General features: G+C 59.5%; 13 protein-coding genes. 11 read left to right on the top strand and 2 right to left on the bottom strand.

The annotated features are described in order from the left end of the window. Positions 1 to 79: 79 nt before the first annotated feature. Positions 80 to 1,087 carry an RNA polymerase sigma factor RpoS gene (gene rpoS, locus AC1RL4_RS23470; protein ID WP_007940534.1) on the top strand — a complete coding sequence of 336 codons (1,008 nt, stop codon included), beginning with the start codon at positions 80 to 82 and terminating at the stop codon, positions 1,085 to 1,087. Between the two features lie 486 nt (positions 1,088 to 1,573). Here the strand turns inward: rpoS and fdxA are convergent, their stop codons facing one another. Continuing rightward, complete coding sequence (gene fdxA, locus AC1RL4_RS23465) at positions 1,574 to 1,897, bottom strand: ferredoxin FdxA (protein WP_007940535.1); 324 nt, start codon at positions 1,895 to 1,897, stop codon at positions 1,574 to 1,576. A 142-nt stretch (positions 1,898 to 2,039) separates the two neighbouring features. Beyond that, complete coding sequence (gene mutS / locus AC1RL4_RS23460; protein ID WP_026286487.1) at positions 2,040 to 4,619, bottom strand: DNA mismatch repair protein MutS; 2,580 nt, start codon at positions 4,617 to 4,619, stop codon at positions 2,040 to 2,042. 199 nt (positions 4,620 to 4,818) lie between these two features. Here mutS and AC1RL4_RS23455 point away from each other — a divergent pair, with 199 nt between their 5' ends. The 10 genes from AC1RL4_RS23455 to AC1RL4_RS23410 all read left to right on the top strand — a co-directional run bounded on the left by AC1RL4_RS23455 (position 4,819) and on the right by AC1RL4_RS23410 (position 13,536). After that, positions 4,819 to 5,553, top strand: coding sequence for an XRE family transcriptional regulator (locus tag AC1RL4_RS23455; RefSeq protein ID WP_096479601.1), 735 nt, complete (start codon positions 4,819 to 4,821; stop codon positions 5,551 to 5,553). 510 nt (positions 5,554 to 6,063) lie between these two features. After that, positions 6,064 to 6,645: a DUF642 domain-containing protein gene (locus tag AC1RL4_RS23450; protein ID WP_230174329.1), complete on the top strand. Its 582-nt coding sequence runs from the start codon at positions 6,064 to 6,066 to the stop codon at positions 6,643 to 6,645. Positions 6,646 to 6,715: 70 nt separating this feature from the next. After that, positions 6,716 to 7,063, top strand: a complete 348-nt coding sequence (locus tag AC1RL4_RS23445) for a phage holin family protein (RefSeq protein ID WP_019581003.1) — start codon at positions 6,716 to 6,718, stop codon at positions 7,061 to 7,063. Positions 7,064 to 7,191: 128 nt separating this feature from the next. After that, positions 7,192 to 7,776, top strand: coding sequence for a phage tail terminator protein (locus AC1RL4_RS23440; protein WP_019581002.1), 585 nt, complete (start codon positions 7,192 to 7,194; stop codon positions 7,774 to 7,776). Beyond that, positions 7,773 to 7,955 (top strand): DUF2635 domain-containing protein, encoded by a 183-nt coding sequence (locus AC1RL4_RS23435; RefSeq protein WP_007907211.1) that lies wholly within the window; start codon positions 7,773 to 7,775, stop codon positions 7,953 to 7,955. The genes AC1RL4_RS23440 and AC1RL4_RS23435 overlap by 4 nt, the downstream gene beginning before the upstream one ends. Beyond that, a complete protein-coding gene (locus AC1RL4_RS23430) occupies positions 7,955 to 9,451 on the top strand; it encodes a phage tail sheath subtilisin-like domain-containing protein (RefSeq protein WP_230174331.1) in 1,497 nt (498 codons plus the stop codon). Before AC1RL4_RS23435 ends, AC1RL4_RS23430 begins: the two co-directional genes overlap by 1 nt. Before the next feature lie 67 nt (positions 9,452 to 9,518). Further along, positions 9,519 to 9,866: a phage tail tube protein gene (locus AC1RL4_RS23425; RefSeq protein WP_018926973.1), complete on the top strand. Its 348-nt coding sequence runs from the start codon at positions 9,519 to 9,521 to the stop codon at positions 9,864 to 9,866. After that, entirely contained in the window at positions 9,863 to 10,159 is a 297-nt protein-coding gene (locus AC1RL4_RS23420; protein WP_018926972.1) for a phage tail assembly protein, read from the top strand. The genes AC1RL4_RS23425 and AC1RL4_RS23420 overlap by 4 nt, the downstream gene beginning before the upstream one ends. A 130-nt stretch (positions 10,160 to 10,289) precedes the next feature. Beyond that, positions 10,290 to 12,314, top strand: a complete 2,025-nt coding sequence (locus tag AC1RL4_RS23415) for a phage tail tape measure protein (protein ID WP_096479603.1) — start codon at positions 10,290 to 10,292, stop codon at positions 12,312 to 12,314. Next, positions 12,301 to 13,536 (top strand): DNA circularization protein, encoded by a 1,236-nt coding sequence (locus AC1RL4_RS23410; protein ID WP_096479604.1) that lies wholly within the window; start codon positions 12,301 to 12,303, stop codon positions 13,534 to 13,536. The genes AC1RL4_RS23415 and AC1RL4_RS23410 overlap by 14 nt, the downstream gene beginning before the upstream one ends. The last annotated feature ends 2 nt before the right edge of the window (positions 13,537 to 13,538 follow it).

Genomic DNA, 13,538 nt, shown 5'->3' with positions numbered 1-13,538 from the left:
AGAGGGAACAGGCTCCAGCGTTGCCAGGGATCAAGGCGCCGCTTGAGCTTGAGGTCGAACTCACCAAAGGACTATAACAATGGCTCTCAGTAAAGAAGTGCCGGAGTTTGACATCGACGATGAGGTTCTCCTTATGGAGACCGGCATCGCTATGGATTCGATGTCGAATGATGAAGGGGATGCACCACCTTCCGTTCGTGCCAAATCCAGACACTCCGCTTCGTTAAAGCAACACAAGTACATCGACTACACCCGGGCACTCGATGCCACGCAGCTGTACCTCAATGAAATCGGCTTTTCCCCATTGCTCTCCCCGGAAGAAGAAGTACATTTTGCGCGCCTGTCGCAAAGTGGTGATCCGGCCGGACGCAAGCGCATGATTGAAAGCAACCTGCGGCTGGTGGTGAAAATCGCCCGGCGTTACGTCAATCGTGGGCTGTCGCTGCTGGACCTGATCGAAGAGGGTAACCTCGGCCTGATCCGGGCAGTGGAAAAGTTCGATCCAGAACGCGGCTTCCGCTTTTCGACCTACGCCACTTGGTGGATTCGTCAGACCATCGAACGCGCGATCATGAATCAGACCCGGACCATCCGGCTACCTATTCATGTGGTCAAAGAGCTCAACGTGTACTTGCGGGCTGCACGGGAGCTGACTCAAAAGCTCGACCATGAACCCTCACCCGAAGAAATTGCCAACCTGCTGGAGAAACCGGTAGGCGAGGTCAAGCGCATGCTTGGCCTGAACGAGCGGGTTTCTTCGGTCGACGTCTCGCTGGGTCCTGATTCGGATAAAACCCTGCTGGACACCTTGACCGACGACCGCCCGACCGATCCATGTGAACTGTTGCAGGATGACGACCTGTCGCAGAGCATCGATCAATGGCTCTCGGAGCTGACCGACAAGCAACGCGAGGTGGTCGTACGCCGCTTCGGCTTGCGAGGTCACGAGAGCAGTACGCTTGAAGATGTCGGCCTGGAAATCGGCCTTACCCGGGAGCGGGTCAGGCAAATCCAGGTTGAAGGCCTCAAGCGTCTTCGGGAGATTCTCGAGAAAAACGGCCTGTCGAGTGAGTCGCTGTTCCAATAAGCCATTCGCTCAACCGGCAACAAAGAGCCCCGACTGGTTCGGGGCTTTTTGCTGTCGGGAAGATGAAAGGTGTGTTGGTATTGGCGCCACCTCAGGTTTGTAGTCTCGTGGTGTAAGTCTTTGCTTACTCTTTCGTAAGTGTTCATTATTTTTACACCCTGGTAGTTGTCTATTCGAAGGATGCTGTATTTATAAGCTATTGATTTGTATGCTTATTTTATTAAGTTAACAGCATATTACAGATGATTTCAGCCATGGAGGCCGATTGCTCTTGGTGGGGAATCCTCTAGTATTTGAACTGTGTCGACGGATAGACACGCCCTTCAAGGAAGAGGGGAATGGACATCGCAGGATGCGATTCATCAGGACGATGAAAAGGAATACATGGAAATAGGGAAAAAATGTGGGCGGGTCAAACCGCCCCTTTTTTTGCCTGCAGAAAAGCAAAAAGGCCCGCAAGGGGCCTTTTCGGGAACGCGAGGGAAATCAGCGTTCGAGGTGTTCGATCTTGCCTGGCTTGCCATCCCATTCAGCGGAATCGGGCAATGGATCTTTCCGTTCAGTGATGTTTGGCCATACCTCGGCCAATTCCATGTTCAGCTGAATGAAGTTTTCCATGCCGGCGGGAACTTCATCTTCAGAGAAGATGGCCACGGCAGGGCATTCTGGTTCGCACAGTGCGCAGTCGATGCACTCATCCGGGTGAATCACCAGGAAGTTCGGGCCTTCGTAAAAGCAGTCCACCGGACAGACTTCTACGCAGTCGGTGTACTTGCACTTGATGCAGTTGTCGGTGACGACGAAGGTCATTTCTAATTTTCTCCTCAGGCGGCGGCAGCGGAGCCCCTTCAGGACGGGGTCGCCAGGTTCGGGAGCGATAGTCTGCAGGCCAGGCTATGAGCCTGCAGCATCCCAAACCGCGCGAGATTCTAACAGCTTGCAGGCAAGTGCGTTAGATCCGTGTCTTTAATGTATAGAGCATTTCCAAAGCCCTGCGCGGTGTCAGGTCATCCAGATCAAGTTTGGCCAGTTCATCCAGCACCGGGTGCGGCAGGCTGGCGAACATGTCGCTCTGCTGCGGCGCAACGGATTTGCCTTTGGCCGGCGTCGGCACTTCATGGGGCAGCGCCGTGGATTCCAGCCGGCTCAAGTGTTCACGGGCACGCACGATCACTTCGCTCGGCACCCCGGCCAACTGTGCAACCGCCAGGCCATAGCTCTGGCTGGCAGGCCCAGGCAGCACGTGGTGCAAGAACACGATACGTTCGTTGTGCTCGGTGGCATTGAGGTGCACGTTGGCTACTAGCGGTTGGGCTTCCGGCAGCACCGTCAGCTCAAAATAGTGAGTGGCGAACAGTGTATAGGCTCGCAGTTGCGCCAGACGCTCGGCCGCGGCCCACGCCAGGGACAGGCCGTCGAAGGTGCTGGTGCCGCGACCGACTTCGTCCATCAGCACCAGGCTGCGCTCGGTGGCGTTGTGCAGGATGTTCGCGGTTTCGCTCATTTCGACCATGAAGGTCGAACGTCCGCCCGCCAGGTCGTCGCTGGAACCGATCCGGGTGAAGATCCGGTCGACCAGGGACAATTCGCAACTGGCCGCCGGCACGAAGCTACCGATGTGCGCCAGCAGCACGATCAACGCGGTCTGGCGCATGTAGGTGGATTTACCGCCCATGTTCGGACCGGTGATCACCAGCATGCGGGTGCTGTCATCGAGGCTCAGGTCGTTGGCCACGAAGGGTGTGGTGAGTACTTGTTCGACCACCGGGTGACGACCCTGGCTGATACGCATGCATGGCTCGCTGACGAAGCGCGGGCAGTTCAAGTCCAGATTCAGTGCGCGCTCGGCGAGGTTGCTCAGCACGTCCAGCTCGGCCAGTGCGGCAGCGGTGTCCTGCAAGGGCGGCAATTGGGCGATCAGGTCTTCGAGCAGTGCTTCGTAGAGCATCTTCTCGCGCGCCAGGGCGCGGCTCTTGGCTGACAGCGCCTTGTCTTCGAACGCTTTCAGTTCCGGGGTGATGAAGCGCTCGGCACCCTTGAGGGTCTGGCGACGGATATAGTCTGCGGGTGCCGATTCGGCCTGCTTGCTCGGCAACTCAATGAAGTAACCGTGAATGCGGTTGTAACCGACTTTCAGGTTGGCCAGGCCGGTGCGGGCCTTCTCCCGGGCTTCCAGATCGATCAGGAACTGCCCGGCGTTTTCGCTGAGCGATTGCAGCTCGTCGAGTTCGCTGTCGTAACCGGTTTTCAACACGCCGCCGTCACGGATCACCGCCGGCGGGTTGTCGATGATGGCTTTCTCCAGCAGCGCCGCGAGTTCTGGATAGGTGCTGGTGGTCGTCGCCAATTGCATGATGTGCGGAGCTTCAAGCTCGGCCATCGCCACCTGCAACTCTGGCAGTGCGCCGAGGGCATCGCGCAGACGCGCCAGGTCACGAGGACGGGCATTGCGCAGGCCGATCCGCGCCAGAATCCGCTCGATGTCACCGATTTCCTTGAGCTGCGGTTGCAGTTTCTCGAAACGATAACGGTCCAGCAGGCAGGTGATCGACGTCTGGCGTGCCAGCAGTACGGTCAAATCCCGCAGCGGACGGTTCAGCCAGCGGGTCAGCAAACGGCTGCCCATGGCGGTCTGGCAGCGGTCGACCACCGATTGCAACGTGTTGTCGCGACCACCGGCCAGGTTGGTATCCAGTTCCAGGTTGCGCCGGCTGGCGCCGTCCAGCACCACGGTGTCGTCCAGGCGTTCATGACGCAGGCTGCGCAAGTGCGGCAGGGCGGTGCGCTGGGTTTCCTTGGCGTAGCTGAGCAGGCAGCCAGCAGCGCCGATGGCCAGGGTCAGGTTCTCGCAGCCGAAACCTTTCAGGTCCTGGGTGGAAAACTGCTGGCAAAGACTTTTCAACGCCGAGTCACGCTCGAAATCCCACGGCGCACGGCGACGAACCCCACGACGTTTCTCCGCTGGCAAGTCCTTCGGCCAGTCGTCCGGGATCATCAGCTCAACCGGGTTGACCCGCTCCAGTTCCGCCAGCAGGTTTTCCCAGCCCTTGATCTCCAGCACCGTGAAGTTGCCGCTGGTGATGTCCAGCACCGCCAGACCGAACAGACGCTCGTCACCCAGCACCGCAGCGATCAGGTTGTCCCGACGCTCATCCAGCAGCGCTTCATCGCTGACCGTGCCGGGCGTGATAATGCGCACCACCTGACGATCCACCGGGCCTTTGCTGGTGGCCGGGTCGCCGACCTGCTCGCAGATCACCACCGATTCGCCAAGCTTCACCAGTTTCGCCAGGTAACCTTCCGCAGCGTGGTAAGGAATCCCACACATCGGAATCGCCTGACCCGCCGATTGCCCACGAGCCGTCAGGGTGATGTCCAGCAACTTGGCGGCCTTCTTCGCATCTTCATAGAAGATCTCGTAGAAGTCGCCCATGCGATAGAACATCAGCTGGTCGGGGTGCTGATTCTTCAGGCGCCAGTATTGCTGCATCATTGGCGTGTGGGAGGACAGATCGGAGACGGCTTTATTCATCGGATATAGGCAAATTCGTTGAAAGGTGTGGGGCAAAGGAGGGGCATCGGCCCGGCTTTTCCGCGATGGGCGCAAGGTTACCATGGGCGGTCCGCCCGACGCAGGCATGAAAGCCTCAAGGCTATTTTTCGTGGGTCTATGCACAAATTATGCAATTTGGCATTTGTCTTCCGAAAAAAGATCAAGCACTATTCGCGTTATGCAAAAACGCAATGTTTCTACTGTCTTAAGAGCGCTGCTCGATCGGCACGGGATCTCCCCCACGGAGCTTCACCGTCGCACCGGCGTGCCTCAATCCACTCTCTCGCGCATCCTCAGCGGGAAGATCGTCGATCCTTCGGATAAACATATCTCGAAGATTGCCGAATACTTTGCTGTGAGCACCGATCAATTGCGGGGCCGCGCGGATGTCGCGCCGGCCGCCAGCGCCGGGCGCGATCAATTGCATTCGGAACTCAAGGACATAAGCCTGTGGGACGACGATACGCCTGTCGATGACGACGAGGTGTCGGTCCCCTTTCTTCGCGAGGTTGAATTGGCTGCTGGATCAGGAAGATTCGTCATCGAAGAGAGCGAGCGCTCTAGCCTGCGCTTCGGCAAGCGCAGTTTGCGACATAACGGTGTGCAGTTCGACCAGGCCAAATGCGTGACCGTGCGCGGCAACAGCATGTTGCCAGTGCTGCGCGATGGTGCCACGGTGGGGGTGAATGCCGGTAAATGCGGGATTGGCGACATCATCGACGGCGACCTGTACGCCATCAACCACAATGGCCAGTTGCGGGTGAAACAGCTTTATCGCCTGCCGACCGGGATTCGCCTGCGCAGCTTCAATCGCGATGAGCATCCGGACGAGGACTACAGCTTCCAGGAAATCCAGGAAGAGCAAATCGTCATCCTTGGTCACGTCTTCTGGTGGGGCATGTACGCCCGCTAACCTCACCGCTGTCAGATAAAACCCGTCGCCCGACGGGTTTTTTTTCGCCTGCCGGAAACCGCCAACGCCTTTGTCTGTGGGGCTTTCATGCGCCTGTGCATTTCTTGTGCATAAATAAATGCATTTATGCATTGACTGTATATGCATCCATGCATATTCTTTGTCTCAAGCCGCTCAACAAAGCGGCTCGAAACGAAGCTCTTTAGTTCCACCACAAAGGCAGCGATGAACCGGCCTCAACGGTTCAGAGGGTTGGCAACTGACCCGGGTGTGCAGCGTAAAGCACCAGAAGCAGTTATCCGGCGGGCAGGGACCGCGGTCGGAAAAACAATTTGAATCGATCCGTACCGCGCCAGTAGCGCCGAAAGATCACGCAAGCGCATTACTGAAAAGCCTGGGCGACCGGGCTTTTTGGAATGCCTGCCTACATCAGGCATATCAACCCTCATCCTGGACCGTCATTGCAGCAAACCGCTGCGTAATCCATTCATTCGACTCAATAGGTAAAACATGGACGTATTCAACAAAATCGTTGGCCCGCTGATGCTGGTCATGGCTCTGTCCGGCGCTGCGGGCAGCGCTACTGCCGCAAACCTCCTGGTCAACGGCAGCTTTGAACAACCGGGTTGCAGCGACAGTTGCATTCTGGACACGACGGCGAAAGCCAACTTCATCACCGGCTGGACGACCTTTCTGTCGGGCGCCGAATACTTCAACGTGCGCGCCTCGATTCCTGGCTCCGCCGCAGCGGAAGGCGCGGTGATTGTCGATCTGGCTAACAATGTTTATGGCAACGGCGGCGGCATTCAGCAGAACTTCGCCACCGTAGTAGGGGCCAAGTATCGATTGACCTTCAGCCTGGGCAACTCGGTGTACGCCAGCCGCTCCGGTGATGGTGTCGTGCAAGTGAAGGTCGCCGGTCAGACCGTCACCTTCAACACGCCAACGGTCAAGGGTAGCGTTGTCGAGTGGAACACTGTGACTTATGACTTCACAGCGACCACGGCCCAAACCACTCTGGCCTTCTCCAATGAGCAGAACCCGTACGTCAACTTCGCTTTCATCGACAACGTGATCGTTGAAAAGCTGTAGTTCTTCATCGATCAAAATCAGGCGGCTCATTTTCGAGAGGCCCATCTCATCGATCCCAAGGAGGCGGGACATGACAAACGAGCAACAAGCGTTGCTGGACATGCCGATCTGGCTCGTCATCCTCCTCGCGGTAGCGGGCGGGGTGTCCGGCGAAATGTGGCGCGCCGACAAGGAGGGCGCCCGTGGCTGGTCACTGCTGCGGCGCCTGGCCCTGCGGTCCGGGGCCTGCATGATCTGCGGCGTCTCGGCGATCATGCTGTTGTACGCCGCGGGCCTGTCGATCTGGGCCGCTGGCGCCTTTGGCTGCCTGACGGCGATGGCCGGGGCGGACGTGGCCATCGGGCTTTACGAACGCTGGGCCGCCAAGCGGATTGGCGTTTGTGAAGTGCCACCGCGCGATCCGTCTCAGGATCATTGAGCCCTCAATCTTAAGGAGCGTCATCCACAGTGCATACCGCACTGACCCGCAAGGACGCGGGTTTACCACGGCCAGTACCGTTCACTCAAACCCGCCGCGGCGGGTTTTTTATTGCCCGGTGAAGAACCATGAAGATCACAGCCCTGATCACGCAACTGCGTGAGCAATGCCCAACCCTGGCCAATCGTGTGGCCGCCGGCATCGACCTCGCCACGCTGCAAGCCAACACCCCGTTGCAAACGCCTTGCGCCTATGTGGTGCCGATTGCCGATCTGGCCAGCAAAAGCGTGGCGCAAAACCTGATGCTGCAACCGATCCGCGAGCGCGTCGAAGTCACCCTGGTGCTCGACACCACGGACGCCGCTGCAGCGCTGGATCAACTGCACGACCTGCGCGCCGAACTGTGGCGCGCACTGGTGGGTTTCAAGCCCGGCAGTGACTACAGCGTCATCGCCTACGACGGCGGCGAACTGGTTTCCATCAACAGCAGCCGCGTGCTCTACCGCCTGCGCTTTTTTTCCGAATTCCAGCTCGGCCGCAATCTGCCGGGGCAACCGGCGCAGAGCTGGCACGAGCGTGAACTGGACGGCTTGTCGTCCTTTACCGGGGTCACCGTGCGGGTCGATGCGATCGACCCGGCGGACCCCAATCTGCAACACCCAGGCCCCGACGGGCGCCTGGAACTGACTTTCTCTGGAGACGTAAACCCATGAGCAAACGCATCACCGTGCTGCCGGCCCCGGGCCGTGTTGTGCCGGACCCGGAAGCGGGCGATCTGTTGCCCCTCGAGGGCCGTGAAGTGCCGGACAACGCCTGGTGGCGCCGACGTCTGGCCGATGGCGATATCACTACCAAAGCCGTGAAAGCGGCGAAACCACAGGGAGCCAAATAATGGCGATCGGATTCAGCAACATCCCCGCGGACATTCGTGTTCCGCTGTTCTATGCCGAAATGGACAACTCGGCCGCCAATAGCGCGTCGTCGGCCATGCGCCGCCTGATCGTCGCTCAGGTCAACGACAACATCGCGCCGGCCGAGGTTGGCAAGCTGGTGCTGGTGTCCAGCGTGGCGTTGGCCAAAAGCATTGGCGGCCAAGGCTCGATGCTCGCCTCGATGTACGAAACCTGGCGCAAGACCGACCCGATCGGCGAGATCTGGTGCCTGCCGCTGCATAACACCGAAGGCAGCATTGCCAAAGGTGTGCTGACCCTGACGGGTGCGGCGACCCAAAGCGGCGTGCTCAACCTGTATGTCGGCGGCGTTCGTGTTCAGGCGGCCATCGTCAACGGCGCCACCGCGGCGCAAGCGGCCACCGCCCTGGCACTGAAAATCAACGCCAGCGCCGATCTGCCAGTCATTGCGGCGGCGGCCGAAGGTGTGGTCACTTTGAGCGCCAAATGGACTGGCGACAGTGGCAACGACATCAGCCTGCAATTCAATCGCCTGGGCAAGAGCAACGGCGAAGAAACCCCGGCCGGCCTGACCTCGGCGATCACCGCCATGACTGGCGGCGCCGGTGTGCCGGATCAAGTGGCTGCCGTGGCTGCGCTGGGCGATGAACCGTTCGAGTTCATCTGCATGCCGTGGTCGGATCTGTCGACCCTCAACACCTGGCAAGCAGTCATGGATGACAGCACCGGTCGTTGGTCCTGGGCCAAGCAATTGTTCGGTCACGTCTATAGCGCCAAGCGCGGCACCGTCGGCACTCTGGTGGCGGCAGGGCAAGCGCGTAACGACCAGCACATGACCATCCAGGCGCTGGAACCGGGTGTACCGCAACCGTTCTGGGTGCAGGCCGCCGCACTGGCTGCGCGCACCTCGGTGTTCATCTCGGCCGACGCCAGCCGTCCGACCCAAAGCGGCAGCCTGCCAGGTCTCGACCCGGCTCCGGCGAGCGAGCGGTTCACCCTGACCGAGCGTCAGTCGCTGCTCAACTACGGCATCGCCACCGCGTATTACGAAGGCGGCTACGTGCGCATTCAGCGTTCGATCACCACCTATCAGAAGAACGCCTACGGCCAGGCAGACAACTCCTACCTGGACAGCGAAACCATGCACCAGTCGGCGTTCATCGTGCGTCGTCTGCAAAGCGTGATCACCAGCAAATACGGCCGCCACAAACTGGCCTCCGACGGCACCCGTTTCGGCGCCGGCCAGCCAATCGTTACCCCGAGCACCCTTCGCGGTGAGCTGATCGCCCAGTACGCCAAGCTCGAACTGGAAGGCCATGTGGAAAACGCCGAGCTGTTCGCCGAACACCTGATCGTCGAGCGCGACACTCAGGACCCGAGCCGGGTCAACGTGCTGTTCCCGCCGGACTACATCAACGGCCTGCGCGTGTTCGCGCTGCTCAACCAGTTCCGTCTGCAGTACGACGACGCAGCCTGATCGCTGCCTTTGACTGTATGAATTCGGCCCACCGCGTGTGGGCTTTTTATTTGAAGGGAGAAACACCATGGGTCAACTGATTGCGGGCACCTGCTACGTCAAAGTGGACGGCGCTCAACTGACCATCAACGGTGGCTGCGAAGCACCATTGATGGCCGTTAAACGGGAAACCGTCGTGCCGGGCTTCTACAAGGAAACCGACATCGCGCCGTCGTTCAAAGTGACGGCGCTGCACACTGCGGACTTCCCGCTCAAGCAACTGATCGCAGGCTCCGACATGACCGTCACCTGCGAATTCAGTAACGGCAAAGTCTATGTACTAGCCGGCGCTTATCTGGTGGAGGAGCCGGTATCCAAAGGCGATGACGCCACCATCGAACTGAAATTCGAAGGCATCAAGGGGACTTGGCAATGAGCAACGCCGTGAAGCTTCAAGTTGCGATCGAAGCCCACGGCGAGCCCTTGACCGAGCTCAACCTGCGCCGCCCGACGGTGCAGGAAGTGCGAGCGATCAAGGCGCTGCCGTACAAGATCGACAAGAGCGAAGAGGTCAGCCTCGACATGGACGTCGCGGCCAAATACATCGCCGTGTGCGCCGGCATCCCGCCGTCGTCGGTCAACCAACTGGATCTGGCTGACCTCAATACGCTGAGTTGGGCGGTCGCGAGTTTTTTCATGAGTGCGGCATCGGAGCCATCACCGACCTGATCGCAGTCGCCTATGACCTGGCCTGGTTCTGGAAGGTTGACCCCGAACAGATGATGGCCAGGCCACTGGATGTGCTCCGCGAATCGCTGGAGCACGCGCAACGGATCAATGCGATGCAGCAGGTGCAGTGATGGCGAACATACAACAAAGCATGAGCCTGACGAACATTCAGACCACGGTGAACATGTCCGTGGTCGTGATCAATGCCCAGAAGCTGGATACCCAGCTCAAGGGCATCAAGGCCAGGATCGGCGCGTTCAAGAAAAGCATCGAGGACAGCGGCCTCGGCACGCTCGATGCGGGCGCCTTCATCAATGGGGGCGGGCTGCTGGAACCCTTCATCAGCGGCATCAAAAAGGCAATCAAGGCAGAAGATGAACTCGAGGACAAATCCAGTAAAACCACGACGCTGAAAGCGCCTGAGGTGTCGCTCGGTCATACCGCTACCAACCTCAAGCAGTTCAACGATGCGGTAGACGGTATTTCCTTGAAAATGGGGCAGGCGCTGCTGCCGGCGGTCAACAGTGTGGTCACCGGCCTGATGCCGTTGATCACTGCCGTTGGCGAATTTGTCGCCAATAACCCTGCACTGGTCGAAGGGTTGGCGGCGGCAGCCGTGGCCTTCACGGTGGTCACTGCAGGGGCCATGGGGCTCGTTGCTGTGATGGGTCTGCTGGCTTCCCCCATTGGCATTGTCGCCGCAGTGATTGCCCTGACAGCGGGTTTGATAGTGGCTTACTGGAAGCCGATATCGGGATTCTTCAAAGGTATCTGGCAAGCGATGCAAGGGGCGGCGGAGTCGACGTTTGCAGCGTTCCAGAGCCTGTTCAACTGGAAACCGCTTGAGGCGCTGAAGGCGGGTTGGGCGCCGATCAGCGGTTTTGTTTCCGAGCTGTGGGGATCGATTTACGGCGCGACGGCACAGGCCTGGCAGAGCTTTCGGTCGATCTTCGAGTGGTCGCCCCAAGCGTCGATTGAAGCGGCGTGGGCACCGATCAGTGGCTTTTTCGGTTCGCTCTGGGAGGACGTGAAAAAACTGTCGGCCCCGATCGGCGACTTTTTCAAGACGCTGTTTTCCTGGCATCCGCTCGTCATCGTGGCCAGCAATTGGCAGCCGCTGGTGGGGTTGTTTTCCGCGCTCTGGGATTTGCTCAGGGCCTTGGCAGTGCCGGCGATGAGTTTTCTCAAGAAGCTCTTTGACTGGAACGTGGTGGACAAGGTCGCCCGTGCCTGGCAACCGGTGGTTACGTGCTTTTCGGCGATCTGGGATGTGCTTCGTGCGCTGGCCGCGGTGGCGGTCGATTTCCTCAAAGGCCTGTTCGACTGGTCGCCGACGCAGATGTTTCGTGCCGCTTGGGATCCGGTGAGCAATTACTTATCGGGGATGTGGCAGAACCTGCAAGTGCAGGCGCAACCGGCGGTGGCCTTTTTCAAAGGCCTGTTCGACTGGTCGCCGACGGAGATGTTTCGTGCCGCCTGGGACCCGGTGAGCAATTACTTCTCGGGCCTGTGGCAGGACCTGCAAGTGCAGGCGCAACCGGCGGTGGCCTTTTTCAAAGGCCTGTTCGACTGGTCGCCGACGGAGGTGTTTCGTGCCGCCTGGGACCCGGTTAGCAATTACTTCTCGGGCATGTGGCAAGACTTGCAAGTGCGGGCGCAACCGATGGTGGATTACTTCAAGGGACTCTTTGATTGGTCCCCCCTGGACATGTTCAAGGCCGGTTGGGAGCCGGTCACCGAGTGGTTTTCCATTTGGTCGGGCAAGCTGCAAGACCTGCTCGCGCCAATCAGGGAAATGTTCAACGGTGGCTTTGGCGGTTTCATTACCAGTGTTACCGGTAAGGTCGAAGGCTTGACTGCGGCGCAACAGAAAACCAATGCCGAAGGCAAGGGGGAGCTCGCACCAGCGTTCTTTGGTGCCAGCAATGATGCGGCGCCGCTGTCGAACAACCTGGCCCAAGGCTCCAACGCCCTGGTGCAGCAAAGCGCCGCCAACAATCGCACGCAACTCGAAGGCGGCCTGACGGTTCGCTTCGAAAACGCGCCGGCCGGGCTGCGCACCGATCAACCGCAAACCAATCAACCGGGGCTGTCGCTCAACTCGCGCATCGGCTACCGCTCACTTTCCATGGGAGGCTCCAATGAGTTGGCGTGACCGTTTGTTGCCGGCGTCCTTTCGCGGTGTCGGTTTCTGGGTCGATCAGGCGAAAACCCCGGTCGGTAAAAAGGGCCAGTTGCACGAGTATCCGCAGCGGGACCTGCCGTTTTTCGAGGGCCTTGGCCAGCAGGCGAAGATCCATGATCTGACGGCGTTCATCGTCGGCCCCGATTGCCTGGAGCAGCGCGACAAGCTGCTCAAGGCGCTGGAGCAGGGCAGTGGTGAACTGGTGCACCCGTGGCTGGGACGGATACAGGTCAAGGTCGGCGAATGCGATATGACCCAGACCCGCCAGGACGGCGGGCTGGTGACGTTCACGCTGAAGTTTTACCCCGATGAACCGCTGCCGTTTCCGACGGCCACGGTCAGCACGCAGAAGGTGCTGCTGGCCAAGGCCGACACCTTGCTGGGTTCGGCGGTGGCCCGCTTCGAACAGGCCATGACCCTGATCAAGGCCGCGCGAATCGGCATCGCCAATCTGCGCAACAGCCTGACCGGGGTGTATGACGTAATCAAGGAACAGCTCAAACCGTTGATCGAGCAATATCGGCAGATCACCGAGCTGGTCAACGCGGTCAAGGAATTGCCCAAGGAAGTGGCGGCGGAATTCAAGGGCTTGCTCGGCGATATCAAATCGCTCAAGGACTTCGCGAAGGAGGGTTATCGTGGCGTGATTGCCGACGTGTCCCAACAGCTCGAAGCCATCCGCAAGGCCGATGCCCCAAAGCTCACCACCGGCAAGGACACCACGGCCGCGGCGCAAGCCATGGCCGATCTGGTGCAGGACACGTTGCTGGTCAAAGTAGCGCAATGGGTTGCCTCGATGCCGGTCGCGTCGACACCGGTGAAACTGTCGTCGACACCATCGCTGGAGCAGCAGGCGAACCTGCCGGTCACCCGGCAGGAAGTGCCGGTCACCGACGATTTGAAAGCACTGCAAAAGGCGCTGGTAGAGGCGACCAACCCGATGCTGGACAAGGCCGGTTCCGCGCATTACCAGGCCATCGACGATGTGAAGCAGGCGCTGCTTGCGCATCTCAAGGCAGTGGCGTCGTCGGGTGTACGACAGGTCAGCAAGTCTTTTCAGGAAAGCCTTCCGGCGCTGGTGGTGGCGTACAAGCAATTTGCCGATGCAACGCGGGTCACCGAAGTGATTCAGCGCAACGGAATTGCCCATCCAGGGTACGCGCCGAACGATGTGAAAGTATCCGGGAAGTGAAC

Source organism: Pseudomonas sp. GW822-FHT07A10, assembly GCF_058798795.1.
The sequence above is the reverse complement of the archived record's forward strand: the minus strand, read 5'-3'. Positions and strand labels throughout refer to the sequence as shown.